This window comes from Jannaschia pagri, assembly GCF_019655435.1.
Classification (GTDB): domain Bacteria; phylum Pseudomonadota; class Alphaproteobacteria; order Rhodobacterales; family Rhodobacteraceae; genus Jannaschia; species Jannaschia pagri.
This window is the reverse complement of record NZ_BPFH01000001.1, coordinates 643931-667863: the sequence shown is the minus strand read 5'-3', so window position 1 is coordinate 667863 and position 23933 is coordinate 643931. Positions and strand designations below refer to the sequence as shown.

Annotated in this window: 26 protein-coding genes and 1 pseudogene; 6 read left to right on the top strand and 21 right to left on the bottom strand. The window is 64.9% G+C overall.

Annotated elements, in window-relative coordinates:
- Positions 1-47 precede the first annotated feature (47 nt).
- Together K5R33_RS03310 and K5R33_RS03305 are read left to right on the top strand one after the other, a co-directional pair.
- A complete protein-coding gene (locus K5R33_RS03310) occupies positions 48-875 on the top strand; it encodes an ABC transporter permease (RefSeq protein WP_220747541.1) in 828 nt (275 codons plus the stop codon).
- Positions 872-1840, top strand: a complete 969-nt coding sequence (locus K5R33_RS03305; protein ID WP_220747540.1) for a serine hydrolase domain-containing protein — start codon at positions 872-874, stop codon at positions 1838-1840. The genes K5R33_RS03310 and K5R33_RS03305 overlap by 4 nt, the downstream gene beginning before the upstream one ends.
- On the opposite strand, the gene K5R33_RS03300 is transcribed toward K5R33_RS03305, so the two are convergent.
- From K5R33_RS03300 to K5R33_RS03290, 3 genes are all read right to left on the bottom strand, one after another.
- Complete coding sequence (locus K5R33_RS03300; RefSeq protein ID WP_255588408.1) at positions 1749-2723, bottom strand: DMT family transporter; 975 nt, start codon at positions 2721-2723, stop codon at positions 1749-1751. The genes K5R33_RS03305 and K5R33_RS03300 overlap by 92 nt on opposite strands.
- Positions 2708-3634: an ornithine carbamoyltransferase gene (gene argF, locus K5R33_RS03295; RefSeq protein ID WP_220747539.1), complete on the bottom strand. Its 927-nt coding sequence runs from the start codon at positions 3632-3634 to the stop codon at positions 2708-2710. The genes K5R33_RS03300 and argF overlap by 16 nt, the downstream gene beginning before the upstream one ends.
- Before the next feature lie 76 nt (positions 3635-3710).
- Positions 3711-4889 (bottom strand): aspartate aminotransferase family protein, encoded by a 1179-nt coding sequence (locus K5R33_RS03290; protein ID WP_220747538.1) that lies wholly within the window; start codon positions 4887-4889, stop codon positions 3711-3713.
- Between the two features lie 154 nt (positions 4890-5043).
- On the opposite strand from K5R33_RS03290, the gene K5R33_RS03285 reads away from it, so the two are divergent.
- Positions 5044-5619 (top strand): cytochrome P460 family protein, encoded by a 576-nt coding sequence (locus K5R33_RS03285; RefSeq protein ID WP_220747537.1) that lies wholly within the window; start codon positions 5044-5046, stop codon positions 5617-5619.
- Here K5R33_RS03285 and K5R33_RS03280 read toward each other — a convergent pair.
- The 3 genes and pseudogenes from K5R33_RS03280 to K5R33_RS03275 all read right to left on the bottom strand — a co-directional run bounded on the left by K5R33_RS03280 (position 5606) and on the right by K5R33_RS03275 (position 7374).
- Positions 5606-6082 (bottom strand): annotated as a pseudogene (locus K5R33_RS03280) (DUF2269 family protein). The gene K5R33_RS03285 and the pseudogene K5R33_RS03280 overlap by 14 nt on opposite strands.
- Positions 6079-6480, bottom strand: coding sequence for a DoxX-like family protein (locus K5R33_RS18985; protein WP_255576053.1), 402 nt, complete (start codon positions 6478-6480; stop codon positions 6079-6081). Before K5R33_RS18985 ends, K5R33_RS03280 begins: the two are co-directional and overlap by 4 nt.
- Before the next feature lie 3 nt (positions 6481-6483).
- The gene (locus tag K5R33_RS03275; protein ID WP_255576054.1) at positions 6484-7374 is read right to left on the bottom strand and encodes an NAD(P)H-binding protein; all 891 of its coding nucleotides are present in this window, start codon (positions 7372-7374) and stop codon (positions 6484-6486) included.
- 107 nt (positions 7375-7481) lie between these two features.
- On the opposite strand from K5R33_RS03275, the gene K5R33_RS03270 reads away from it, so the two are divergent.
- The gene (locus tag K5R33_RS03270) at positions 7482-8177 is read left to right on the top strand and encodes a CDP-alcohol phosphatidyltransferase family protein (RefSeq protein WP_220747536.1); all 696 of its coding nucleotides are present in this window, start codon (positions 7482-7484) and stop codon (positions 8175-8177) included.
- Here K5R33_RS03270 and K5R33_RS03265 read toward each other — a convergent pair whose 3' ends face one another.
- From K5R33_RS03265 to cobS, 4 genes are read right to left on the bottom strand one after another with little or no spacing between them, the layout of a single operon-like run.
- Positions 8178-8510: a hypothetical protein gene (locus K5R33_RS03265; RefSeq protein ID WP_220747535.1), complete on the bottom strand. Its 333-nt coding sequence runs from the start codon at positions 8508-8510 to the stop codon at positions 8178-8180.
- A gap of 24 nt (positions 8511-8534) precedes the next feature.
- Positions 8535-9527, bottom strand: coding sequence for an endonuclease/exonuclease/phosphatase family protein (locus tag K5R33_RS03260; protein ID WP_308443211.1), 993 nt, complete (start codon positions 9525-9527; stop codon positions 8535-8537).
- Entirely contained in the window at positions 9524-10204 is a 681-nt protein-coding gene (locus tag K5R33_RS03255) for a molecular chaperone DjiA (protein ID WP_220747534.1), read from the bottom strand. The genes K5R33_RS03260 and K5R33_RS03255 overlap by 4 nt, the downstream gene beginning before the upstream one ends.
- A 9-nt stretch (positions 10205-10213) precedes the next feature.
- Entirely contained in the window at positions 10214-10948 is a 735-nt protein-coding gene (gene cobS, locus K5R33_RS03250; RefSeq protein WP_220747533.1) for an adenosylcobinamide-GDP ribazoletransferase, read from the bottom strand.
- 104 nt (positions 10949-11052) lie between these two features.
- On the opposite strand from cobS, the gene cobT reads away from it, so the two are divergent.
- Entirely contained in the window at positions 11053-12054 is a 1002-nt protein-coding gene (gene cobT / locus K5R33_RS03245) for a nicotinate-nucleotide--dimethylbenzimidazole phosphoribosyltransferase (protein WP_220747532.1), read from the top strand.
- Between the two features lie 18 nt (positions 12055-12072).
- Here the strand turns inward: cobT and K5R33_RS03240 are convergent, their stop codons facing one another.
- Both K5R33_RS03240 and K5R33_RS03235 read right to left on the bottom strand, forming a co-directional pair.
- A complete protein-coding gene (locus tag K5R33_RS03240; RefSeq protein ID WP_220747531.1) occupies positions 12073-12558 on the bottom strand; it encodes a hypothetical protein in 486 nt (161 codons plus the stop codon).
- 53 nt (positions 12559-12611) lie between these two features.
- Positions 12612-12977, bottom strand: a complete 366-nt coding sequence (locus K5R33_RS03235; protein WP_220747530.1) for a hypothetical protein — start codon at positions 12975-12977, stop codon at positions 12612-12614.
- Positions 12978-13059: 82 nt separating this feature from the next.
- Here K5R33_RS03235 and K5R33_RS03230 point away from each other — a divergent pair, with 82 nt between their 5' ends.
- Positions 13060-13809, top strand: coding sequence for an alpha/beta fold hydrolase (locus tag K5R33_RS03230; protein WP_220747529.1), 750 nt, complete (start codon positions 13060-13062; stop codon positions 13807-13809).
- 41 nt (positions 13810-13850) lie between these two features.
- On the opposite strand, the gene folD is transcribed toward K5R33_RS03230, so the two are convergent.
- The 9 genes from folD to tolB all read right to left on the bottom strand — a co-directional run bounded on the left by folD (position 13851) and on the right by tolB (position 23924).
- Positions 13851-14756 (bottom strand): bifunctional methylenetetrahydrofolate dehydrogenase/methenyltetrahydrofolate cyclohydrolase FolD, encoded by a 906-nt coding sequence (gene folD, locus K5R33_RS03225; RefSeq protein WP_220747528.1) that lies wholly within the window; start codon positions 14754-14756, stop codon positions 13851-13853.
- 28 nt (positions 14757-14784) lie between these two features.
- Complete coding sequence (locus tag K5R33_RS03220) at positions 14785-15099, bottom strand: chorismate mutase (RefSeq protein WP_220747527.1); 315 nt, start codon at positions 15097-15099, stop codon at positions 14785-14787.
- Positions 15100-15194: 95 nt separating this feature from the next.
- Positions 15195-16868, bottom strand: a complete 1674-nt coding sequence (locus tag K5R33_RS03215) for a formate--tetrahydrofolate ligase (RefSeq protein ID WP_373314122.1) — start codon at positions 16866-16868, stop codon at positions 15195-15197.
- 377 nt (positions 16869-17245) lie between these two features.
- Positions 17246-17836: an MOSC domain-containing protein gene (locus tag K5R33_RS03210; RefSeq protein ID WP_220747526.1), complete on the bottom strand. Its 591-nt coding sequence runs from the start codon at positions 17834-17836 to the stop codon at positions 17246-17248.
- A 163-nt stretch (positions 17837-17999) separates the two neighbouring features.
- Positions 18000-19919: an ATP-dependent zinc metalloprotease FtsH gene (ftsH, locus tag K5R33_RS03205; protein ID WP_220747525.1), complete on the bottom strand. Its 1920-nt coding sequence runs from the start codon at positions 19917-19919 to the stop codon at positions 18000-18002.
- Positions 19920-19995: 76 nt separating this feature from the next.
- The gene (gene tilS / locus K5R33_RS03200) at positions 19996-21219 is read right to left on the bottom strand and encodes a tRNA lysidine(34) synthetase TilS (protein WP_220747524.1); all 1224 of its coding nucleotides are present in this window, start codon (positions 21217-21219) and stop codon (positions 19996-19998) included.
- Entirely contained in the window at positions 21206-22051 is an 846-nt protein-coding gene (gene ybgF / locus K5R33_RS03195; RefSeq protein WP_220747523.1) for a tol-pal system protein YbgF, read from the bottom strand. The genes tilS and ybgF overlap by 14 nt, the downstream gene beginning before the upstream one ends.
- Positions 22051-22590: a peptidoglycan-associated lipoprotein Pal gene (gene pal / locus K5R33_RS03190; protein WP_220747522.1), complete on the bottom strand. Its 540-nt coding sequence runs from the start codon at positions 22588-22590 to the stop codon at positions 22051-22053. Before pal ends, ybgF begins: the two co-directional genes overlap by 1 nt.
- Before the next feature lie 2 nt (positions 22591-22592).
- The gene (gene tolB / locus K5R33_RS03185; RefSeq protein WP_220747521.1) at positions 22593-23924 is read right to left on the bottom strand and encodes a Tol-Pal system beta propeller repeat protein TolB; all 1332 of its coding nucleotides are present in this window, start codon (positions 23922-23924) and stop codon (positions 22593-22595) included.
- Positions 23925-23933 lie beyond the last annotated feature (9 nt).

The following is a 23933-nucleotide window of genomic DNA, read 5'->3' as shown; positions in this document are numbered from 1 at the left end:
CACACAGGCGTTACAAGGGCGCCTCCACTGACAGGAAAGGCTGGGCAATGGCAAGCGAAACCCTCACGAAGGCTCCGGAAACTGCATTGCCGGGCGTTCGTCGCTTCGGTCAGGTCAATTGGCTGGGGATGCGCACCTTGGCCGAGCGCGAGGTGCGGCGCTTCCTCGCAGTCTGGACACAAACCCTCTTGGCCCCGCTTGTCACGGCGGGTCTGTTCCTGCTGATCTTTTCCATAGCCGTGGGCACGCGGCGCGGAGAGGTTATGGGTGTCAGCTTTTTGCACTTTCTGGCGCCCGGCATTCTGATGATGACCGTGATCCAGAACAGCTTCGCGAATGTGTCCTCCTCAATCGTCATCTCCAAGGTGCAGGGCAACATCGTCGACACGCTCATGCCACCCCTCTCCGCGGCAGAGCTTTTGGTGGGCTACCTCGCCGGTGGCGTGCTCCGCGGGATTTTGGTTGCCGTGACCACGGCGCTGATTTTGTTCCCGTTTATCGGCCTTGGAATCGCCAATCCGGTGATGGCCCTGGTTTGGATCATCCTCGGCGGCGCATTCCTCGGGGCTTTGGGCGTGGTTGCGGGGGTTTATGCGAACAAGTTCGACCAGATCGCCGCGATCACAAACTTCATTGTCACGCCGCTTAGCTTCCTGTCCGGGACGTTTTATTCCCTCGATACGATGCCGCCCGTGTTGCAGGTGATCAGCCACGCCAACCCTGTTTTCTACCTGATCGACGGGCTGCGCCATGCCGTGCTGGGCGTGTCTGACAGTTCGCCTTGGTTGGGCTTTGCCGTTGTTAGCTTGGCCACGGCCGTGGTCGGCGCCCTAGCTTGGTGGATGTTCCGTACCGGATACCGGCTCAAGTCATGATCCGCGCCCTGCTGCTCAGCCTGGGGATCGCAACGCCCGGTGTTGCCCAAGAGCCCGAGGGCACGGCCCAGGTGTCGGCGGTTTGGGAGGCCGGTCAGGTCCAGATCGACGTCTCTGGCACCACGCACGAAGGTGGGCGAGCGGTCACAGACGCTGACGCTTGGCATATTGGGTCGATCACAAAGCCGATGACGGCAACCCTCGCCGCGCGGCTGGTCGCCGAGGGCGCGATCTCCTGGGAGACGACCATTGCGGAACATCTGGATGCCGCCGACCCTTGGGCGGACGTGACCCTGCGTGCGTTGCTGACTCACCGCTCCGGCATGGCGGCGAACCTGCCTCGGTGGCGCGCTTATCTGCGGCCAGAGCGGGATCAATACGTCGCGGCAATGCTTCGCTCGCGCCCTGCTGGCGCGCGAGGGGCGTTTCTGTATTCAAACGCTGGCTACACGGTGGCGGGGGCGATGTTGGAGGCTGCGGGTGGTGCCCCGTGGGAAATCCTTATGGACCGCCACGTCTTCGCGCCGCTTGGCATGACCGGCATGGGGTTTGGCGCGCCCGAGGGCATTTGGGGCCACGGGCCGCGACCTGTGCCGCCGGGACCCCATGCCGACAACCTGCCTGCGATGGGCCCTGCGGGGACGCTCCATGGTCCGCCCGCTGCGATCTTGGCCTTTCTGGCGGCCCATGCCACGCAGGACCCGACCTATCTGCCGCCCGCGCTTTGGGCCGCCTTGCATGATCCCGTCGAAGACTATGCCCTGGGATGGGGTGTGCGGGATGACATGCTGCTGCATGCCGGGTCGAACACCATGTGGTTCGCGCAGGCGATCATCCAGGGTGATAAAGCTGTCTTTGTGGCCCGCAACGCCTTCACCCCTCGGGTGGAGGAGGCCGTTGCGCGAGAGGCTTTGCGGCTTTTGAACGCTGACCCTCTCGCCAAGCCAGAAGCCCCGCGCCCATGAGGATAAGCGCCGCGCCGACCCAACCCAGGCCATCCAGCCAGACGTCGAAAAGCGCGGCGTCGTAGAGGCCCGCAAAAACCAGCGTGAGATAGCCAAAGGGCGTGATGAAACTCGCGTCCGCCCGCGCCATGGCATTGACGAACAACCCCTGGGCCGCCGCCATGGTCAGGCCGAGCGCGGCCAGTCCCGCCCATTGCGCCATGGTCGGCGGTTGCCAACCGGGTAAGGCGGTCGAAGCGGCGATCACAAGGCCAAGCCCATTGGCCCAGACCAATGTCGCAAGCAGGCTTTCGTGTCGGGTCAGGCGTTTGATGATGAGGACCTCGGTGCCCAGCAAGACCGCTGCCCCCAGAGCGAGCAGCGCGCCCCATTCCAAGACGCCCGTCCCCGGGCGCAGCAGGACAATGGCACCGGCCAAAGCAATCACGGCGGCGGTCCAACGGACCCGACCCACCTGCTCCCCCAACAGGGGGATTGCCAGGATCATGGCGAAGATCGGGTTCAGGAAGGTGATCGCCGTTGCCTCGGCCAAGGGGATCAGCGCCACTGAGGCAAACATCAGCGTTACGCCGCCCCATCCACAGAGGATGCGCGCCAGATGCCATCGGGCCTGTCTGGTCGTCATGGGGGGCCGCAACACGGCGGCAGCGGCGAAGATGGCCAGCGCGGCAAAGAGGTATCGCCCGAAGGTCACTTGCAGGGGCGGCAGGGCGGTGCCGAGGGCCGCTGTGCCCAGGGCCTTGGCCAGCAACGTGGTTGCCGCAATCAGCACGGTTGCCCCGACCATGAAGGCAATGGCGGCCCTTGGCTGGTCCCTCGGCTCAGGCGCGGCCTGGGGCCCGGGGGCGGATGGCCCCTGGGCAAAGGTTAAACGCCCAGACACCACCGCATGATCGCCTTTTGCGCGTGCAGACGGTTCTCGGCCTCGTCGAAGACCACCGACTGCGCGCCATCGAGGACGGCATCGGTGATCTCTTCACCCCGGTGAGCGGGCAGGCAATGCATGACCAGGGCGTCGCTGGGGGCGGCCTCCATCAGGCGTTCGTTCACTTGATAGGGACGCAACAGGTTGTGGCGGCGTTGGCGTGAGCTTTCGGCATCGCCCATGCTGACCCAGGTGTCCGTTACCACGAGGTCGGCATCGGCGACGGCGGCGCGGGGGTCACGCTCTACCCGCACCTCGCAGCCCGCTTTGCGCGCGAGGCCGATGAGCGCCGGGTCCGGGTCCAGCGCCTCGGGACCGGAGAAGGTGAAGTGAAACCCGAAACTGGCGGCAGCGTGCAGAAAGCTCTGGGCGACGTTGTTGCCGTCACCCATCCAGGCCACGCGCTTGCCCCGGATTGGACCGCGGTGTTCTTCGTAGGTCATGACGTCGGCCATCAACTGACACGGATGGGAATTGTCCGTCAGTCCATTGATCACCGGCACGGTCGCATGCTCGGCCATCTCGGTCAGGACCTCTTCGCCATAGGTGCGGATCATGATCAGATCCACATAGCGCGATAGCACGCGGGCCGTGTCGCCAATGCTCTCACCGTGGCCGAGTTGCATATCGGCGCCGGACAGCACCAGCGTGGTCCCCCCCATCTGGCGGGTGCCCACATCAAAGCTGATCCGCGTCCGGGTCGAGGGCTTTTCGAAGATCAGCGCCACAACGCGGCCCGCAAGGGGCAGGTCGTCATCGGGCGTGCCCTTGGGACGGTCGCCCCGGGCCGTTTTCATGGCATTGGCTTGATCAAGGATCGCCCGCAGCGCCACGGGATCCGTTTTGTGGATGTCGAGGAAATGGGTCATGGGAAGCTCCTGAAAGCAGAGCGCCGGGGGTTTTGCACCCCCGGACCCCCGCAGAGTATTTTCGCCGAGAAGAAGATCAGGCGGGGACGAGCGAGGCGGCAGCGCGGTCCAGGCGGGCGACGGCCTCGCGGATGTCTGCATCCTCGATGTTGAGGGCGGGCAGCAGGCGGAGGACATTGTCCGCAGCGGGCACAACGCAGAGGTCTTGGCCATAGGCGGCTTGCAGAACGTCGGCGTTGGGCACTTTGCATTTGAGACCCAGCATCAGCCCAGCCCCGCGCACCGCTTCGAAGACGTCGGGGTGGGCGGCCACGAGGCCCTCTAGGGCTTGGCGCATGAGGCCTGCTTTGCGGTTGACCTCGGCCAGGAAGGCGTCATCGGCGACGATCTCCATGACTGCGTTGCCGACCGCGCAGGCCAGCGGGTTGCCCCCATAGGTCGACCCATGGGTCCCGGCGGTCATGCCCTGCGCGGCCTCTTCGGTGGCCAAGAGAGCGCCGAGGGGGAAGCCGCCGCCGATCCCTTTGGCGACCATCATGATGTCCGGGGTGATCCCGGCCCATTCGTGGGCAAAGAGTTTCCCCGTGCGCCCCATGCCGCACTGCACTTCATCTAGGATCAAGAGGGTACCCGTCGCGTCGCAGGCATCGCGCAGACCCTTGAGGCATTGGTCGGGGACGGGGACGATGCCCCCCTCGCCCTGCACCGGCTCAAGGATGATCGCGGCCACGTCGGGCGCCTTCATGGCTTCGGTCAGGGCCTCGTGATCGCCGAACGGCAGATGGCGGAAGCCAGGCAGCAACGGGCCGAAGCCCGCGGTCATCTTTTCAGATCCGGCAGCGGCGATGCCTGCGCTGGAGCGTCCGTGGAACGAGCCCGTAAAGGCCAGGATCACCGACCGCTCGGGCTGGTCCTTTGCGGTCCAATACTTGCGGGCCATCTTGACGGCCAACTCGCAAGACTCCGTCCCCGAATTGGTGAAAAAGCAGGTATCGGCAAAGGTCGCGGCCACCAGTTTGTCCGCCAGAGCCTCTTGCTGGGGGATGTGGTAGAGGTTCGAGGTGTGCCACAACTGCCCGGCCTGGGCGGTTAGGGCCGCTGTCAGGGCCGGATGGGCATGGCCCAGGACATTCACTGCGATGCCGGAGCCGAGGTCCAGAAAGCGTCGCCCGTCCGCTTCCACCAGCCAGGAGCCCTCGCCCGAGACAAAGCTCAGCGGGGCACGGTTGTAGGTGGGCAGGATGGGCGAAATCATCTCTCTGGTCCTTGTTGTCAGGGTGAGCGGGTGCCGTGGCGGAAATCGCTGCGCCTGTCAACAATCTTCGCCCGTAGCCCCTCACGTGAATGTCACTGGCCAGTTGAGGCCGTGCGATGCTTCAACCTGTCACAGGACATCTGAGGAGACACCCATGCGATCGATCACCCTCGTCGCGGCGGCCACGACCGCCGTTGCCTTTGCCTTGCCTGCCGCAGCGCAAGAGACCTGCGCCCTGCCTGCCGACCGGTATGATATGACGGACGATCAGGTTTTGGCCATGTATGACTGCATGTCCGATTACATGTTGGAGGGGTATCAGGCGCAGGGCCATGAGGTTGCGATGGCTTACCGTGATTGGGCTGCCGCAGGGACCCGCCCGGCGGTGGCTGGCGTCCATGGGGAGCGGTTTTTGAACACCTTCGTCAATGAGATCGCTGCCGAACAGTACCTCAAGTACGAGGAAGGGGACTTCGAGATGCCGGTGGGTTCGGTGCTGGCCAAGGAAATGATCGGGGTGAAGGACGGCAATGCGCGCCGCGCACCCCTGTTGATCATGACCAAGGTGGACGACGCGCCTGATACCGACAACTGGGTCTATTCCGGTGTTCAACCTACGGGGCAGACGATGAAGGTCAGCCAATCGTTCTGTCACAACTGCCACGTGAACTACGACTTCAGCGACAGCATGGGCTATCCGGTGCCCGAGGTACGCCTTACGGCCAACTGAGCGGCGGTTTCGTCAGCATAAGCCAGACAATCGCCAAGACCGCCGCAAAAGCGGGCACACCGCAGGCGAACCAGATGGCATAGAGACGATGGTAGGCGAGGGGGAGTTCCTCGCCTACGGCATGGGCGGCGCGCGCGAGGTTTCTCATCCTCAGTTGGATCCAAACAACCGGCAGCCAAAACGCCCCCACGAAAACATAGTGCACCAGCGACAGCGCCACCCACCCGTTGGTCAGCGGTCAGCCCGCCAAGTGAGCCAGAGCCGCGCCGCTGACCGGTTGCAAGACCGCAGCAGTCGCGGTGAAGACGGTATCGGCCACGACCACGATCCCTGCCACATGGGCCACCAGCTTTGGATCCTTGGAGCGGTGGGACATGACCATGAAGAACGCGATCCCGGCCGCCGTACCCAACAAGACCGTGGCGCCGATCACATGGGCCAAGCGGAGCAGGTCGTACATCATCGGGTGTCCAATATGGCGGCCACCATGAGTGGTTGAAACAGGGCGGGCAGCACTTTGACGAAGGGGCCGAGCGGGTCTGCCCAGAGGTCTGGGGTCAGGGCGGTGCCCCCGACCAAATAGGTCCCGGCCAGCAGCGTCATGCCTTGGCAGGCCCGCCTGGCCCAGGGGCGCCACAGGACCGCTAGTCCGAGGGCGATGTCGGCAATGGCGCCCCCGATCACTGTGGCGATGGCAAGACCATCGGGCACATCGCGCGACGTGTGCAAGGAGACCGCCGCCGGCCAGCGCGCAATCGCGATGGCGCCCGAGGCGACCCAAAAAAGGCACAGGACGGCGATCCCGACGGGCAGAAGGGCCCAGAGGCGGGCGAACCACCTCTCTTGAACCGTTGCAGGCATGCCTCAGAGGGATTGCGAGAGGGACCGACAGGCTTGGCCCCCTGCCGCGCGCCAGGGCGAAGGGTCTCCGATCACGCCCTCGCTTAGAACGCGGAGGGCCGTTGTCCTCAGGGGCGACCGCCAACCAAGGCGTCCGAGGGCATCAGCGGCGCGGCCAACCGCGCCCAGGGCCCAATCCGGCACGGCGACACGCCACCGGGCGGGCGGCAGGCCGAGCCAGGCTCGCAGCTCGGCAATCAGGTCTGGCAGCGATTGGCCATGGGCTTCGACAAGGTCCGCCTCCGTCCCTGGTGGAATGTCGCCCCGGACGGCCTGGGCGACCGCATCGGCGAGATCGTCCAACGCGACAGTTTGGATCCTGCTCTCTCCGAAGATCTGAGGCGTGACCCAAGGCAAGGCCGCCGCCGCGCACAAAAGGGCTGTCCCGCCGTAGGCCGCGCGTCCGATCACCAATCCGGGTCGGAGGATGATGTGCCGCTCCCAATTCGTTCGAAGCAGTTTATCGCCTTGGCCTTTCGTCCTCAGAAAGGCTGTCGCGGCCGTCTCAGCGGCGCCCACGGCGGAAATCTGGACGATCAACGTCTCACGTCCGCGCACTGCGGTCAGCAAGCCACGGATCGCCTCTACGTGGACGGCATTGAGGTCGTCGCCTCCGCCATCTTGCAAAGCCCCGGCTGCGTTGACGACCACGTCGATCCCTGCAACGGCCTCTGCCCAGTCCGCTGCGGTCATCTGTGCAAGATCGGCCAGGATCCACGTCCCGTCCGGATCGGTCAGATGGGCCGCCTCTTGGGATCGGGCGAGACCGCGCATGCTGTGGCCCTCGGCGAGCAGCTTTCGATAGCAGGCCGCGCCGATCAAGCCGGACCCTCCGAGCACCAGAACCTCTGCCATGGCCCCCTCGTGCTGCGACGGTGCCTGCGCAGTAGACCGCTGCGACCGGTGCGGACAAGGGGACAGGATGCCTCGACATCCGGGGGTGCAAAGGGCACATGTTCCCCATGTGGCCCCGTACCAAAGCGCATTCCGTCCATCTGCTGACCGCCAGTGGCGCCGTGTTCGCGATGTTCTCGCTGTTGGCTGCGGTCGAAGCCAATTGGTCTTGGATGTTCCTGTGGCTGCTGGCTGCGCTCTTCGTGGACGGGATTGATGGGCCACTGGCCCGTCGGTGGGACGTGCAGCTTCACGCGGCCCGCTTTGACGGGGTCCTCTTGGATCTCATCATTGATTACCTGACCTATGTGTTCATCCCGGTCTACGCGCTCTACGCGAGCGGGCTGGTCCCCGGCTGGATTGGCTGGGGCATCCTGACGGTCGTGCCCTTTGCCTCGGCGTTGTATTTTGCAGACACTCAGATGAAGACCGAAGACGCCAGTTTCGAGGGCTTCCCGGGCTGTTGGAATATGTTCGCCCTGGTGGTTTTCGTGCTGCAACCCGCCCCGGGCGTCACGCTTGCCGTGGCCCTGGTGCTGTCGGCGGCCATGTTCCTGCCCATCCGTTTTGTCCATCCCGTTCGGACCGTCCGGTGGAGGCCCCTCACGCTGACGATTGCCTTGGCCTGGATGGTGCTGGCAGTGATGGCTGCCTGGGGGGAGTTCGGGTTGTCTGGCGCCTGGGCCTGGGCGTTTGGGCTGACGTCGACGTACCTGCTGGCGGCAGGCGTCGCCCAGCAGATGCTGGACCGGCTTCGGGTGTGATCACAAATCGACGGATCCGTCTGGATTGCGATCAACGGACCCATCGGGCGTTAAGGGCTCCTTGCGACGGATGAGTATGTCGCCGTTCGGAAGAACTTCGGGTGCGTGATAGGCGTTCAGGTCGCCCAGCGTTTCTGACAGGTCTTGCTGCAATCCTTCGAGCAGGGGGGCAGCCTCCTCGGCCAAACCCTCCAAGTCCCGGAGAGCGGGTTCCATCTCCTGCATCAGGCCATCGAGGAACAGCCTAAGGCCCCGCTCCATGGCCGATGGCGCATCAGCCTCTTGGGCGGCAGCGGGCAGGGCGAGAAACGGAAGGATCAGAAGTGGGCGCATGGACGAAAGGTGGGATGCCTGTGATCACAGGTCAAGGACCACGGGGTAGTGATCCGAGGCATCCAGCAAGGCCGCGCTCAACTCTGGGTCGGCGATGGCCTCGGCGCTGTCAAACGGGTGCCAAATCCGCCATGTCGCGCCGGCCTTCAGGTCCGGGCTGACCATCGCGAAATCCAACAGGGCGTTCAAATACCGCTTGTTGTCGTTGTCCCAAAAGCGCGCCGTTGCAGGGGCGGCGGCCCCGATCCGAGGGGGCACCGCCGCTGGATCATGGAGCGCTGTCGGCCCTTCACCCAGAACGATTTCGACACCGGAGCGCCCGAACAGGCTTTCGAATTGATCGAGCCCGGGCCCATCGTTGAAATCACCGGCGACCACCAGGGAGCGCCCTTCGGCGAGGCGTGCCTCCACCCGACGTCGCAGCCAAATGCATTGGCCCAATTGCTTGCGTCGGTTCTGTATGGCGATGCGGATCCGATCCGCGTCATCGCGCGCGCCATGGGCCGCCTTGGATTTCGCATGGACGCCAATCACATGCAGGCTCCGCCCGTCAGCGGTTTCCAGATCCACCTCTAGCGGTGGTTTGGACCAGACAAGCCGTTCCGCGCGCAAATCGGTGTCCAGGTCGATGTGGAAGGACCGGTCGAAACGCGGCGCATCGGGCGCATCGCCAGGGGCATGGCGCGCGGTGACCACCGCAGGATCATAGAGCAGCGCGATTTCTTGCCGTGTGTCATTGGCAAAGCCCAGCATGGCGCGGTGGGTCCGCAGGTCATATCGCTCAGCAAAGGTTTCGAGCGCCGCCGTCCCAGACCGTGTGCCGGAGGTATCGGGCGCCTCCACAATGACCAGGGCGTCGGCGTTGATCTTGGCCATGACCTGGGCGATAGCCTCCAACTGACGTGCCTTGGTGACCTTGTAGCGCGCTGACCAATCGTCCGTTGCCGTGGGCACCGCGTTGTCGTCGAACAGACGGTCGAACCATTCCACGTTCCACGTGGCCACGCGCAGAGTCACGCCGCCTCGGCCTGGATCGTCTCCCACGCGCGGTTGATCGCGACCAACCGCTTCTCCGCCAGTTTCACCGCCTCTTCGGGCAGGCCGCGCGCCATCATCCTGTCTGGATGTGTCTCGCGCACCAGTTGGCGCCAGGCTGTTCGGATCTCATCGAGGGGCATATCCGGCGTCACGCCCAGCACGTCATAGCAATCGGGCGGTGCCCCCGGCACAAACCGGGTGCGAAGGGACCTGAACTCCCGATCGTCCAAGCCGAAGATCCGGGCCACCTGGTGCAGGAAATCGTCTTCGGCTGGGTGATAGGTGCCGTCGGCCATGGCGATGTGGAACAGCCCCTCCATCAAGTCGCGCAGGACCATGCTATCGCCGTCGAACATGGCTGCGATCCGGCGGGCGTAATCGTCGAACCCAGCCACATCCGTCCGGGCCATGTCAAAGACACGGGCGGCGTTATCCTCCTGCGCGGGCGGGATCGTGAACACCTCGCGGAAGGCGGCGACCTCGGATCGGGTGACGCGACCATCGGCCTTGGCCATTTTCGCGCCCAAGGCGATGACCGCGATGGTAAAGCCGATGGAGCGCTCCGGCGGGGTGCGCAGCCGGTCAAATAAGGCCGACAGCCGTTCGCCGGGGGCCAACTGGCTGAGGGCGTCGAGGATGCGTTCCCAAATGGACATGGCGCAACCCTAGCGTGCCACGAGTGCGGCGAGAACGGCAATTTCGCAGATTTGCTGGCAGGTTCCGAGGACATCGCCCGTATGACCGCCGATTTTCCTGCGGGCCAGGATGCTGACCCCGGCGGCCCCAATGGCGGCCAGGGTCGCGCCCAGAAGCGCGTGGGGCAGGCCTTGGGTCAGGAGCGCCGCGCCAGCCAAACCAAGACCGATCGAGACGGACAGACGGCTTGGTGTGCCGGTGCCTTGGGCCAGACCGTCTTGTCGCGCAGGCGGCAGCCAGGTCATCAGGACGGCCATGGGCGCCCGGCTGACCAGGCCAGCCACAAGCGCCGCGCCCAGCAGGTTCCCCTGGGAAAGGGCTGTCTCCAGCAACAGCCAGCGCGCCAGAAGGGACAGAACCAGCGCGATCACACCATAGGCCCCGATGCGGCTGTCGCGCATGATCTCTAGGCGGCGCTCCGGCGTGAACCCGCCCCAAAAGCCATCGGCCACGTCGGCAAGTCCGTCTTCGTGCAGCGCGCCGGTCAAGACCACAAGGGCCGCCAGGGTCGCCGCTGCGGCGAGCCCACCGGGCAACCCCATGGCGGCCACGCCCATTCCGAGCAGACCCGCAGGCAGGCCCACCACAGCCCCCATCAGGGGCCAGGCCCAGGCCGCCTGGGCAGCACGGGGTGTCGGCGTGCCGCGCACCGGCAAACGGGTCAGCAACATCGCTGCGGACACAAGATCGGATCGGATGCCCATGGCGCCCCCTGCTCGCACCGCCTTGGCAGGCAGGCCGCTTTGTCGCATAGCCCCCTGGCCCGCCCCGGACAAGGTAGGGCGGCGCGACCGACTTCGGAGTGACAATGCCAGACCTATCGACCCTCGCCGACATTCGCACAGCTTTGGCTCAGATGCCCGGCCCAGATGCGACCGCCCAGGCGGCTGCCCAAGACCGCAACGGCCAGTTGACGAAGCCACCCGGCGCGCTGGGGCGGCTAGAGGATTTGGCCATTTGGTATGGCGCTTGGCGGGGTGACGGACGCCCGCGCCTGACCAAGCCCCAAGTGGTGATCTTTGCCGGAAACCACGGGGTTGCCGCCCAGGGGGTCAGCGCCTTTCCGTCCGAGGTCACCGCGCAGATGGTGGCGAATTTCCGCGCAGGAGGCGCGGCAATCAACCAATTGTCGGAACTGGCGGGCGCACGGTTGGACGTGCATGCCCTGGATCTTGAGACGCCGACCGCCGATTTCACCCAAGGCCCAGCCATGTCCGAGGCTGAGGTCTGCGCCGCTTTTGCAGCGGGCTGGGAGGCCGTCGATCCGAGCACCGATCTGCTTGTGACAGGGGAAATGGGCATCGCCAATACGACCTCGGCCGCCGCCGTTGCCGCCGCCTTGCTTGGGGGCGACGCTTGGGTCGGGCGCGGCACCGGCGTGGACGATGGCGGTCTGGCCCGCAAGGCGGCTGCCGTGTCGGCGGGGTTGGCGGCCAACACGGAGCGGTCCGGCCTCGGTGTCTTGCAAGCCTTGGGGGGGCGCGAGCTGGCGGCGATGGCGGGGGCCATCGCGTGCGCCCGGGCTCAGCGGATCCCTGTGATCTTGGATGGATTCATCTGCTCGGCGGCGGCGCTGTGCCTGTGGGCCGAAGACCCGCAAGCGCTGGACCACTGTGTGGCGGGGCATCTGTCTGCGGAAGGGGCCCATGGCCGGATCTTGGAGGCGCTGGGCAAGGAGCCGCTGTTGTCCCTTGGTCTGCGGTTGGGCGAAGGCTCTGGTGCGGCGCTGGCGATCCAGGTTCTGCGTGGGGCACTGGCCTGCCATTCTGGCATGGCCACCTTTGCCGAAGCTGGTGTCACAGACGGCTGACGGGCTGACGCCTCAGGCCTAGGGCTGCTCGCCCCCGTCGCGGGCGGCCACCATCATCGACAGCGCATCGGCCATGATCTTGGTCTCGGCCCCGCTGGTGACTCCGCCGATGCCGATGCGCTTTCCCAGCCGCCACCACATGCCGGGCACCCAGGCCCGCCCCAGGGGGCTATGGAGGCGGATGATAAAGCCGTTGGACGGCTTGAAGGTGAACAGCGCCCGATCCACCGAGGCGATCTCCGACAGCGGGGCGATAATTGTTCCGTCTTCTTGGCGCAGTCCCCCGTCGTCCAGCAGGATCGCAACGGAGGAGCCATGCCACCCCCGCATCCCCAGGAACAGAGCGGCCAGTCCCAGCACGATCAAGAACAAGCGCCAGCCCAGGTCCGTGGGCGGGTAGACGGCTGCGAGGTACAGCAGCACGGCCCCCAGCACCATTTGAACGATCAGCCCAAAGACACGACGGGGTGCGGACGGGCGCAGGATATGTATGGGATCCGACATGGCGACGCCCTAGCGCGTCGATCCCGTCGGCACAATCCGGCGGGCGGCGCGCCCTAGATGAAACCGCGCCATGACAGGACGGCGATGAACAGTGCCAAGACAATCAGGACCCGCAGGGCGGCAAGACCGATCATGGCAGACTGCGCCCGGCGTCGGTACTTCCCCTTGGGAACCGCGACCAGATGGCGTTCCAGCATCTTGCAGGTGTCTTCGATGCGGGCGGCATTCAGGTGGCGCGCGGTCGCGGGGTTTTCCAGCCGGGCCTGCGCCTCGACCAGTTCATTCGCTTGGGCGAGCGCCACGCGCGGCAGGCGCCCTCGCGCCGCGGCGAGCTTCCGGGCGAGACTGCCTGACAGGTAGAGGCGCTCGGCCATCATCCGGTCGACAGCATCGATGCGAGAGGTGAGATCTGCGTGCAATGGGCCACTCCGACAACGTGTGGACCGTACCGCCCGCAGAAGGATACTGGCAATCGGGACGGCGTGGCGATAATCCGTTTCCATGTTGAACACGATCACCCACGGCACCTCCACTGACCGACCGCCTCTGTTGATTGCCCATGGGTTGTTCGGCTCCGCCCGGAACTGGGGTGTGGTGGCCAAGCGCTTGGCATCGGACCGGCAAGTGGTCGTGGTGGACATGCGCAACCATGGGGCCTCGCCCTGGTCAGACAGTCACAGCTATGCCGATATGGCCGCCGATCTCGCCGAGGTCATGCAGGGGCGCCCCCACGACGTCTTGGGCCATTCCATGGGCGGAAAGGCGGCAATGGTTCTGGCCTTGTCGCGGCCAGACCTCGTGCGCCGCTTGATCGTCGCCGACATCGCGCCCGTGGCCTATGCCCATACGCAGACGCCCTTGATCGACGCCATGGAGGCCGTCGATCTGTCGCGCGTCACGCGCCGGTCAGAGGCGGCGGAGCAGATGCAACAGGTCCCCGACGACGGCACGCGGGCGTTCTTGTTGCAATCTCTCGATGCGGCGGGGGGACGCTGGACGCTGAACCTGTCGGTGTTGAAGGCCGAGATGGACAAGATCATCGGGTTCCCCGAGGTCTCTGGCAGCTTTGGGGGATCGACGCTGTTCCTGACCGGGGGCAAGAGCGACTACGTCCAGCCTAGCCACCGCGACAAGATCACGGCGCTCTTTCCCATGGCCCTGTTCGTCAGCATTCCCGGCGCGGGCCACTGGGTCCACGCGGAGAACCCGCGCGCCTTTGAAGCATCGGCCCGGACGTTCTTAGACGCCTGAGACCTACGACCGGGCGGGGTGATCCCCGCCCCAGAGGCGCGTTACGCCGTCAGACCCGCCGGTTCCTCTAGCCCGTTGGCACGGCAACAGGCGGTCAGCGTATTGGCCAGCAGGCAAGCGATGGTCATGGGACCGACGCCCCCCGGCACCGGCGTAATCGCGCCCGCAACGGCGGCGCAGCTGTCATAGTGGCAATCGCCCACAAGGCGGCGGCGCGGCGTGCCGTCCTCCTTGACGCCATCCTCGATCCGGTTGATGCCCACGTCGATGACGGTCGCGCCGGGTTTGATCCAGTCGCCGGGCACCATTTCTGGTCGACCGACGGCAGCCACGACGATATCCGCGCCCCGGACGACATCGGCCAAGTCCTTGGTGCGGGAATGGGCGATGGTGACCGTACAGCTGTCACCCAGCAGAAGTTGCGCCATGGGCTTACCCACGATGTTGGACCGGCCCAGCACGACGGCACTCATCCCGCTGAGCGATCCGTGGTGGTCGCGCAGCATCATGAGGCACCCGAGCGGCGTGCAGGGCACCATGGCCTTCTGCCCAGTGGCCAACAGACCAACGTTTGAGATGTGGAACCCATCCACATCCTTGGCCGGGGCAATGGCCGCCAGCACCTTGTCGGCGTCGATATGGTCGGGCACGGGCAATTGGCACAGGATGCCATGGACCGCCGGGTCGGCGTTCAATTGTGCGATCAGGGCCAGCAGATCCGCCTCGGAGGTGTCGGCTGGCAGCTTGTGCTCGATGCTCTCCATGCCGACCTCGACGGTCTGCTTGCCCTTGTTGCGCACATAGACCGCGCTGGCCGGGTCTTCGCCCACCAGGACGACGGCCAAACCGGGCGTCACGCCTGCGGCCTTCACGCGCGTCACCTCCTCGGCGACCTTGGCGCGTACCTTGGCCGCAAAGGCCTTTCCGTCGATCACTGTGGCGGTCATGTTCTGTCCTCTTGTTGTCCGTGACGTCCTAGGCCTGGGCGCCGCCGGTGCCGATCACGGCCTCTTCCTTAGCGATGAAATGCTCCACCATGGCGGTCCAGAGCGTCTCTGCGAGCGCCGGGTCGAGGCCCTTCTGTACGGCGCTGCGTTTTGCGCCGTCGATCACCTCGGTCACGCGCGCTCTCGTGTTCGCGGCGATGCCGTCGCGGGCCTTGATGGCCATCACCGCGTCCACGTGGGCCTGTCGTTCTGCCAGGAGGGTCATCAACTCCTGGTCGATGGCATCAATCCCGGCACGGCATTGGGCAAGCGTTGTCAGCATATCGGGAGCGGGACGGGTCATGGGGCGATCCTTTTGGAGGGGGCACGCGACGTGCCCCTCCCTTGTTCCAAAGTCTGCGACCGAGCGCGAGGGGGGCAGCCCCCGCGCATGGGTCATCAGAACAGACCTTCGACCTCTCCGGCCTCGTTCAAGCCGATCTTTTCCGCCGATGGCACGCGCGGCAGGCCCGGCATGGTCATGATGTCACCGCAGACGACCACTACGAAGCCCGCGCCCGCCGACAGCCGCACTTCGCGGATCGGGACGGAGTGGCCCGTGGGCGCGCCGCGCAAGTTCGGGTCGGTCGAGAAGGAATACTGCGTCTTGGCCATACAGACCGGCAGATTGCCGTAGCCCTGGTCTTCCCAAGCCTTCAGTTGGTCGCGGATCTTCTTGTCGGCCAAAACTTCGTCGGCGTGGTAGATACGCTTGGCGATGGTCTCGATCTTTTGGAAGAGCGGCATGTCATCGGCGTAGAGCGGCGCGAAGTTCGCCATGCCCGCATCGGCGATCTCTGCCACCCGACGGGCCAGGGCCTCAGACCCTTTGGAGCCGTCGGCCCAATGGCGGGAGATGATCGCTTCGGACCCTTGGGCGGCGACAAATTCCTGCACGGCCTGGACTTCGGCCTCGGTATCGCCGGTGAAGTGGTTTATCGCCACGACGACGGGCACACCAAAGGACTTCACGTTGCCGATGTGACGGCCCAAGTTCGCGCAGCCCGCCTTCACGGCTTCCACGTTCTCGGCACCCAGGTCGGCCTTGGCCACGCCACCGTTCATCTTCATGGCGCGCACTGTGGCCACCAGCACGACGCAATCGGGTGCGAGGCCCGCCTTGCGGCACTTGATGTTCATGAACTTCTCGGCGCCCAGGTCAGCGCCAAAGCCCGCCTCGGTCACCACGTAATCGGCCAGCTTCAGGGCCGTGGTCGTGGCGATGACCGAGTTGCAGCCATGGGCGATGTTGGCAAACGGGCCGCCATGGACAAACGCTGGGTTGTTTTCCAGCGTCTGCACCAGGTTCGGCTGCATCGCATCCTTCAGCAGGACGGTCATTGCGCCATCGGCCTTGATGTCGCGGCAGTACACGGGGCTGCGGTCGCGGCGGTAGGCCACGATCATATCGCCCAGCCGCTTTTGCAGGTCGTCCAGGTCGTTGGCGAGGCACAGGCACGCCATGACTTCGGAGGCCACGGTGATGTCGAACCCAGCCTCGCGGGGGAAGCCGTTGGCGACACCACCCAAGCTGGCCGTGATCTGGCGCAGGGCCCGGTCGTTCATATCGACCACCCGGCGCCAAACGACGCGGCGGATGTCGATTTCCAGCTCATTGCCCCAGTAGATGTGGTTGTCGATCATCGCCGACAGCAGCGAGTGGGCCGAGGTGATCGCGTGGAAGTCGCCCGTGAAGTGGAGGTTCATCTCCTCCATCGGGACAACCTGGGCATAGCCGCCGCCCGCCGCGCCGCCCTTCATCCCGAAGTTCGGGCCGAGCGAGGCCTCGCGGATGCAGACCATTGCCTTCTTGCCGATAGCGTTCAGCCCGTCGCCCAGGCCCACGGTCGTCGTCGTCTTTCCCTCACCCGCCGGGGTGGGGTTGATGGCCGTCACCAGGATCAGCTTGCCGTTTTCCTTGGACTTCGTCCCGTTGATGAAGGTCTGGCTGACCTTGGCCTTGTCGTGGCCGTAGGGCAGCAGGTCGTCGGACCCGATCCCCAGTTTCTCGCCGATCTCTTGGATCGGGCGCTTTTTGGCTGCGCGGGCAATTTCGATGTCGGTTAGGGCCATGATCGCTGTCCTCCTGTCACAACCGGGCGTAGCCCAAGCCCTAGGGCCAATGGCAGGGGGCGGATGCGGCGAAATACGACCTAAGGGGGGTTTGCGGCGTCGTCCTCGGAACCTGTCGCGTTGGATCGGAAACCTCTGGCACGATTGCGGTCACGTGCGGCCGCACGCGTTCACCGACGATCACGGGAACCTGATTCGGTTTTAGTCGTTTGTTCAGGGTGGCTGCCCTACGTTTAAAGGGGAGCCGCGCTGCAACCTGCCACCCGAAAGGACCTGCCATGACCACTTCCGTATTGATCCAAGCCGGCTTCCTTGCCGGGATCGCATTGGCCACGGTGACCGGTCTGGCGCTTGTCTAGCGCGGGCTCGGTCGTCCCCTAGATCAAGGTCGGGCCGTTCCAGGCCCGTTGGTCGGGCACATGCAGTCGGACCTGCATCCCGACCCTCAGCGTGCCGGGGCGCTCCACCCAAGCGGTTACGCCGCGCTTGCCCTTGGCCGCCGATTTGAAGGCACGTCCATGGCCGGGCGCATCGGTATCAATCACCGGCGCCGGTAGGTGACAGGGGCGGTTCTCCATATCGACGACCAGCGTGGTGCCATCTTCGCCTTGGATGCGGGACGACGGGGGGAGGTGTGTGAAATCGGGAATGCCCGATATGACCACAGACGCGCCCGCCCAGGCCGGGTCAAAGGTCTCGACCCCAATCGTTCGCGCGATGTCTGACATCTCTTCAGCGGACATAACGCAAAGCTGTCGCGTGTTTCGGATCTCGGTGCCCTTCGGATGTTGGGACGTGACCCTGCTGCACGAGGGTCGGGTCAATCCGCCGTGGTCCTCGCCCACAGGACCAGCGAATGTCACCTCCAGCGTCTCAACCGGCTGGGATGCCAGGGCGGCGTCGCGGTCGAGCACGCGCCCCAGCCATGTGATTTGGCCATAGATTTCCGTGGGAACCAATGCGGGCATGGGACAGTCCTTCGTCAGAAATGACAGGGGTGTAGCGAGTATGGCCGTCGTTGAGCAAATGACGATCTGTGACGGCCTCTTTCGCGACCCTTGAACCCCACACGACAACACCCCGACACGATGGCCGGGGTGTTGCTTTGTCTATGGTTGCGGTGAGGTCCGATCAGGTGCTCGGTTCTGGGGACCCGCCGCTGACGTCCGGTGCTTTCGCCTTTGGCTTCGTCTTCGGAATCGCAGTCAGACTGCTGCCGCCAGAGGTGTCGATCCCATCGTCGTCATCGTCCCGGTTGAGCGTCTCACCGTTGATAACCTTAGTGATCTCCGCCCCGGTGAGCGTTTCGTATTCCAAAAGACCCTGGGCCAAGTTCTCTAACGCATCGGCCTTTTCGGTCAGGATCCGCTTAGCCGTTTCATAGCCTTCGTTGATGATCTCTTTGACCTTGTCGTCGATCATCTTCTGGGTCTCGGAGGAGTGGTTGGTGCCACCCCCATAGTTCCCCAGGAAAGACTGCTGTTCGTTCGCGTAATCCACCAAGCCAAGCTCATCGGCATAGCCGTACTGCGTCACCATCGCGCGGGCTATTTGCGTCGCCTGCTTGATGTCTTGGGACGCGCCGGAGGTGATGTTCTCCTTGCCGAAGATCAACTCTTCCGCGACGCGGCCACCCATGGCCATGGCGATGCGGCTGGTAAACCACTGGTAGCTGGCCGAGATGCGGTCCCGTTCCGGCAGTGACAGCACCAGGCCCAGGGCACGGCCGCGGGGGATGATCGTCGCTTTGTGGATCGGATCGTGCTGCGGCACGTTCAGACCCACGACTGCGTGGCCCGCCTCATGGTATGCGGTAAGCTTCTTCTCGTCCTCGGACATGACCATGGACCGACGCTCGGCGCCCATCATGACCTTATCCTTAGCCATCTCGAAGTCTTCCATGGTGACCACGCGCCGCCCGATGCGTGCCGCCATCAGCGCGGCTTCGTTCACCAGGTTGGCCAGATCCGCGCCCGAGAAACCGGGCGTTCCGCGCGCAATGATGCGCAGATCCACGTCTGCGCCCAGAGGCGTCTTGCGGGCATGGACGCCCAGGATCTTTTCGCGACCCTTGATGTCGGGGTTCGGCACCTGAACCTGACGGTCAAACCGGCCCGGACGCAGCAGGGCAGGGTCGAGCACGTCGGGACGGTTGGTGGCCGCGACGATGATGATCCCTTCGTTTGCCTCAAAGCCGTCCATCTCAACGAGCAGCTGGTTCAGCGTCTGTTCCCGCTCGTCGTTGCCACCGCCGTAGCCTACGCCACGGGACCGGCCCACGGCGTCGATTTCGTCGATGAACACGATACAAGGTGCGTTCTTCTTTGCTTGCTCGAACATGTCGCGCACACGGGATGCGCCCACGCCAACGAACATCTCCACGAAGTCAGAGCCGGAGATGGTGAAGAACGGCACACCAGCCTCACCAGCCACAGCCCGCGCCAGCAGCGTCTTACCGGTGCCCGGAGGGCCAACCAGCAGGGCGCCCTTGGGGATCTTGCCGCCCAGACGCGAGAACTTCTGCGGATTGCGCAGAAACTCCACGATTTCTTCCAGGTCGTCCTTGGCTTCGTCGATACCGGCCACGTCATCAAACGTGACGCGACCGTGCTTCTCCGTCAGGAGTTTCGCCTTCGACTTGCCGAAGCCCATAGCGCCGCCTTTGCCGCCGCCCTGCATCCGGTTCATGAAAAAGATCCAAATGCCGATCAACACGAGGAACGGCAACCAAAGCCCAAGGGCCGACATAAAGCCCGACGTCTCCTGGCTCTCGGCTGAGAAGGCCACGTCATTGGCCAACAGTGTTTCGGTCACGTCCACGTCGGCGGGCTTAATCGTGATCATCTCAGATCCGCCGGAGCCCCGGAAAATGATGCGTTCCCCGTCGATGGTGACCGTCGAGACGGACCCTCCTTCGACTTGATCCACGAATTCGGAATAGGGCACCTCTCGTGCTGACATGGCCGATTGTCCGCCCGAGAAGAGCTGGAACAGGGCCATGACCAGAACGAAGAGGACAACCCAGAATGCGATTGAGCGCGCGTTACCCAAGGAATTTCCTCCGTATGGTGCGGACCGGTCTGCCGCACGTCAGTTGCAAGACAAGATAGGCATCGGGCCAAAAGGTTCAATGCGTATCGACGGTCGGCGGGTTTGCGGTGTCGATAGGGTTGTTCGTATGTCGACCTTCGACCGGCATATAGGAAACGGTCCACTCGCCGGCCCACCCCGCAAGAGGTGCCGCACACAGTCTACCGCCGCGCCAAATTCCAGGGCTGGCCATCAGGCTGCGGCGCGGTAACCCGGTGTCGCGCCAAGGGGTTTGGCCGATGTCGTCCCCAAGCGCGCGCACGGATGCCGGGGGGCCAGTGACCCGCCACCTGTTGTCCCAGACCGTGCCGACCATTGCCTCTGGAGCTCGGGTTGCGGCGGCTGGTTCCCGGGACAGCCGCAGAGTGTCTTCACCGGACGTTACAAGGCACCCGGCCAAGGTCGTGGCCTGTCCTGCGGCCACGCGCCGCATGAGTTCGATCTGTTCGCCGTGCCGCGGCGGATAGGCCGCGCGCGTTACCTCTTGGAGCGCCCGCAGCGTGACGCGGCGGGCTTGCTCCGGGTCCACCCGGAGCATGGCTGTGAGGCGGGATTGGTCCAAGATCACGTCCCCGTGATCCAGCGTTGCAATTTCCCGAAACAACAGATCGGTCTGGCGGGCGACCGATCGTTGGACATCCCGCAGCGCTTGGGCCGAGCGCGCAATCTGACGGACCGGCAGCCCAGCCTGCGCCAGGAGATCGCGCATGCGCACGCGCTCGAACCGCTTGTCCTCGTTGCTTGGGTCCTGCACTGCGCGCAGACCGGCTGCGCGCACCATCTCTGCCGTGTCGTCCCGTGTCAGATGCAGCAGGGGACGCTGAAAGATCATCCCATGACGGGTGAACGCAGCATCCATGGCGGCGAGGCCGTCCAATCCCACTCCATCGGACATGCGCATCAAGAAAGTCTCTGCGATGTCGCTCGCCGTGTGCCCGAGCCAGACCGCCGTCAAACGATACTCCTGCGCCCATTGGGCGAGCGCCCTATACCGGGCCTGCCGCGCGCGGTTCTGAAGGTCGGAGCCGGTCTGCAGCGAAAGGGCGACTGTGTCATGGCCGATGCCCCGCGCGGCGCAGATCTGCGCCACCAGGGCGGCCTCGTGGGCTGAGCCGCTGCGCAGCCCGTGGTCAATGGTCACCGCGCGGATTGGGTAGTCTCCGTCCAGCGCCGTCAGCAGCAGGGCCAAGCTGTCGGCCCCGCCCGAGACGGCGATGCCGATGCCAGCGGTCCCGTCTGCGCCCAAGTCAGCGACAGCCAAGCCCCGCCTGTGCGGAGTTGGCTTGGGCCACGGTTGGCGAAGAGGGGAACCGGACAGCGATCTCGGCCAGCGTCAGGCAGGCCTCATCGGTTTGACCCAGGGACCCGAGCGATTGGCCTAAACCCAACAGCGCATTCGGCGCGCGCGGTCCCTCTGGCGTGCCAGAAAACGCCTCTAGGTAAGCGCGCGCGGCGTTGGCGTGCTGTCCTTGTCGCGCCAGCGCTTCTCCCCGCAGAAACTGGGCTTCGGTCGACAGGGGCCCCGTCGGATAGTTCGTCACGAACCGCTCAAAACTTTGGGCGGCTTCGGCCATCTGGCCCCCGTCGAACAACGCTTTGGCCGCGTTGAAATCCGCTTGCTCCCCGACGGCCAGTTCCGGCCCCGGTACACTGCGATCCGGTCGGGCCGTGGGACGTATGGGGGCGCCCGCGGTGGGCGCCGACGCAGGACTTTCCGGAGCGGTTTCCCCAAGCGGCCCGGGGTCGGGCAGGGCCCCAAGATCGCAGTCCGGTGTCAGTTCACACAGTTGAAAGCGCAAATCCTCGATCCGGTTTCCTCCGTCCCGAGCAACGGTTTCGACGCGGAACGACAGCCTTTCGGTTTGCGCCGTCAACTGCTGCAACTGTTGTTCCATGCTGATGACCCGCTCCGGGAAACTGGTCCCTTGGATCCCCAGCCCAGCGGCCCCGGTCGTTGACAACTCCCGCGTCAGGGCCTGCATCTCGGTGTTCAGGGCCGACAGCTTTTGACGAATGTCCGCTAGGGTTTCTGTCTGATCCTGAGCCGCCGCCGAGGTCGCCAGGGCCAGCGCCAGGAGCAGGGCAAGGCGCATCACACGCCCGCCCCAGCCGCCAGGACGGTGACCGCGCGCCGGTTCTGGCTGTAGCAGGCTTCAGTCGAACAGACCTGGATAGGGCGCTCTTTGCCGTAGCTGATAGTCCGCAACCGGGCCGCCGACACCCCTTGGGAGACGAGGAAGTCCCGCGCCGCATTGGCCCGGCGTCCGCCGAGGGCGAGGTTGTATTCTCGCGTGCCTTGTTCGTCGGCGTGGCCTTCGATCAGCGCGGTGTAGCCCGGGTTGGCCGTCAGCCATTGGGCCTGTCGCGTCAGCGCGCTGCGCCCTTCGGGTGTGAGGTTGGACTGGTCCACGGCAAACAGCACGCGGTCGCCCACGGTCTGTTGGAAGTAGGCGACCGAACTCGGATCGTTGGGGCCCCCAGGCGTGAAGTCGCCCGCGCCCGCGCCAGCGCCGCTGGCGTTGAGGTCGACGGCGCCCGCATCATCGCCGCCACCGCCAAACGGCCCGCCGGCACAACCGGCCAGGACCAGGGCCCATACCACGAGAAAGGCCTGAAACTTCATCATCGTCATCCTCATTTCAAAAGCGGACCCCAGTTCGGGTCCGATGCGGCGGCGGGTGTGGCCGCGCGTTGTAGGTTTCGGCCTGTGATGTCCACCGAATACAGCGCGGGCGCGCCTTGGGCGCCAGGGCTTTCGCGGGTGAACATAACGACACGGCCATTGGGGGCCCAGGTCGGGCCTTCGTCCAGGAATGCGCCCGTGAGCAACCGCTCCTCCGAGCCATCAATCCGCATGACGCCGATGTGGAAGCGACCGCGGTTCTGCTTGGTAAAGGCCACCAGGTCGCCGCGGGGGGACCAAACGGGCGTGCCATACCGTCCCTCGCCAAAGCTGATCCGACTGGCGCTGCCGCCGCCTGCGGACATGACATAGATCTGTGGCGCGCCGGACCTGTCGCTTTCGAACACGATGCGGCTGCCGTCGGGGGAAAAGCTGGGCGCGGTCTCAATCGACGGCTCCGTCGTAAGACGTGTGCTTTGGCCGGAAGCGATGTTGAGCAGATAGATATCGGTGTTCCCGGCCACTTCGGCGGAATAGACAGCCCGGCTGCCATCGGGCGAGAAACGCGGCGCGAAACTCATGTTTGCGTTGCTATCCCCAACCGTCCGCCGCCCGAGAGAGGCCACATCCAGGATCGTCACGCGGGGGAAGCCACTGGCATAACTCGTATAGATGATCTGGCTACCATCGGGCGAAAAGCGGGGCGCCAGGACGATGCTGTCCGACGAGGTCAGATACTGCACGTTGGCGCCGTCGTAATCCATGACAGCCAAGCGCTTCTGCCGCGCGTTCTTGGGGCCGGTTTCAGCGACGAAGACGACGCGGCTGTCGAAATAGGGGCCTTCGCCCGTGATCCGGCTATAAGCTGCGTCGGCCACCTTATGGGCCATCCGCCGCCAGCCATCCGCCGTGCCGACGAATTGCAGACCCTCGCCTAGGGGCGCCTCGGAAAAGACGTCAAACAGGCGGAACTGAACGACCAAGCGGCCATCCCCCTCGACCAGGACAGATCCCGTGATCAGCGCCTGGGCATTGATCGCCTTCCAGTCGGACCATTGCACCGTCGAGTCGAAGCTCGACACCCGCGCGATATGGGCATCCTGGGGGATTTCCCGGAACAACCCGGTGTTGGTCAGGTCTGCGGCAATGACCCGCGTAATGTCTTGGGCGATGTCGTTTGCAGCGCTGTTGCGCGCCACGAAGGTCGGAACGGCAAAGGGCAACGGCTCAATCACACCATCGGTGATCGTGATCCGCAGCGGGCCATCCTGCGCCATACTGGGCACCGACAAGCCGAGGCTGGCAAACAAAAGGGCCAGTATCAGAAACAATCTACTCACCATGGCCTCATT

Excerpts from the sequence above, each read along its gene's own strand:
- K5R33_RS03310 (WP_220747541.1), top strand. The coding sequence starts at position 48 with ATGGCAAGCGAAACCCTCACGAAGGCTCCGGAAACTGCATTGCCGGGC.
- K5R33_RS03305 (WP_220747540.1), top strand. The coding sequence starts at position 872 with ATGATCCGCGCCCTGCTGCTCAGCCTGGGGATCGCAACGCCCGGTGTT.
- argF (WP_220747539.1), bottom strand. The coding sequence starts at position 3,634 with ATGACCCATTTCCTCGACATCCACAAAACGGATCCCGTGGCGCTGCGG.
- K5R33_RS03290 (WP_220747538.1), bottom strand. The coding sequence starts at position 4,889 with ATGATTTCGCCCATCCTGCCCACCTACAACCGTGCCCCGCTGAGCTTT.
- K5R33_RS03285 (WP_220747537.1), top strand. The coding sequence starts at position 5,044 with ATGCGATCGATCACCCTCGTCGCGGCGGCCACGACCGCCGTTGCCTTT.
- K5R33_RS18985 (WP_255576053.1), bottom strand. The coding sequence starts at position 6,480 with ATGCCTGCAACGGTTCAAGAGAGGTGGTTCGCCCGCCTCTGGGCCCTT.
- K5R33_RS03275 (WP_255576054.1), bottom strand. The coding sequence starts at position 7,374 with ATGGCAGAGGTTCTGGTGCTCGGAGGGTCCGGCTTGATCGGCGCGGCC.
- K5R33_RS03270 (WP_220747536.1), top strand. The coding sequence starts at position 7,482 with ATGTGGCCCCGTACCAAAGCGCATTCCGTCCATCTGCTGACCGCCAGT.
- K5R33_RS03265 (WP_220747535.1), bottom strand. The coding sequence starts at position 8,510 with ATGCGCCCACTTCTGATCCTTCCGTTTCTCGCCCTGCCCGCTGCCGCC.
- K5R33_RS03255 (WP_220747534.1), bottom strand. The coding sequence starts at position 10,204 with ATGTCCATTTGGGAACGCATCCTCGACGCCCTCAGCCAGTTGGCCCCC.
- cobS (WP_220747533.1), bottom strand. The coding sequence starts at position 10,948 with ATGGGCATCCGATCCGATCTTGTGTCCGCAGCGATGTTGCTGACCCGT.
- cobT (WP_220747532.1), top strand. The coding sequence starts at position 11,053 with ATGCCAGACCTATCGACCCTCGCCGACATTCGCACAGCTTTGGCTCAG.
- K5R33_RS03240 (WP_220747531.1), bottom strand. The coding sequence starts at position 12,558 with ATGTCGGATCCCATACATATCCTGCGCCCGTCCGCACCCCGTCGTGTC.
- K5R33_RS03230 (WP_220747529.1), top strand. The coding sequence starts at position 13,060 with ATGTTGAACACGATCACCCACGGCACCTCCACTGACCGACCGCCTCTG.
- folD (WP_220747528.1), bottom strand. The coding sequence starts at position 14,756 with ATGACCGCCACAGTGATCGACGGAAAGGCCTTTGCGGCCAAGGTACGC.
- K5R33_RS03220 (WP_220747527.1), bottom strand. The coding sequence starts at position 15,099 with ATGACCCGTCCCGCTCCCGATATGCTGACAACGCTTGCCCAATGCCGT.
- K5R33_RS03215 (WP_373314122.1), bottom strand. The coding sequence starts at position 16,868 with ATGGCCCTAACCGACATCGAAATTGCCCGCGCAGCCAAAAAGCGCCCG.
- K5R33_RS03210 (WP_220747526.1), bottom strand. The coding sequence starts at position 17,836 with ATGCCCGCATTGGTTCCCACGGAAATCTATGGCCAAATCACATGGCTG.
- ybgF (WP_220747523.1), bottom strand. The coding sequence starts at position 22,051 with ATGCGCCTTGCCCTGCTCCTGGCGCTGGCCCTGGCGACCTCGGCGGCG.
- pal (WP_220747522.1), bottom strand. The coding sequence starts at position 22,590 with ATGACGATGATGAAGTTTCAGGCCTTTCTCGTGGTATGGGCCCTGGTC.
- tolB (WP_220747521.1), bottom strand. The coding sequence starts at position 23,924 with ATGGTGAGTAGATTGTTTCTGATACTGGCCCTTTTGTTTGCCAGCCTC.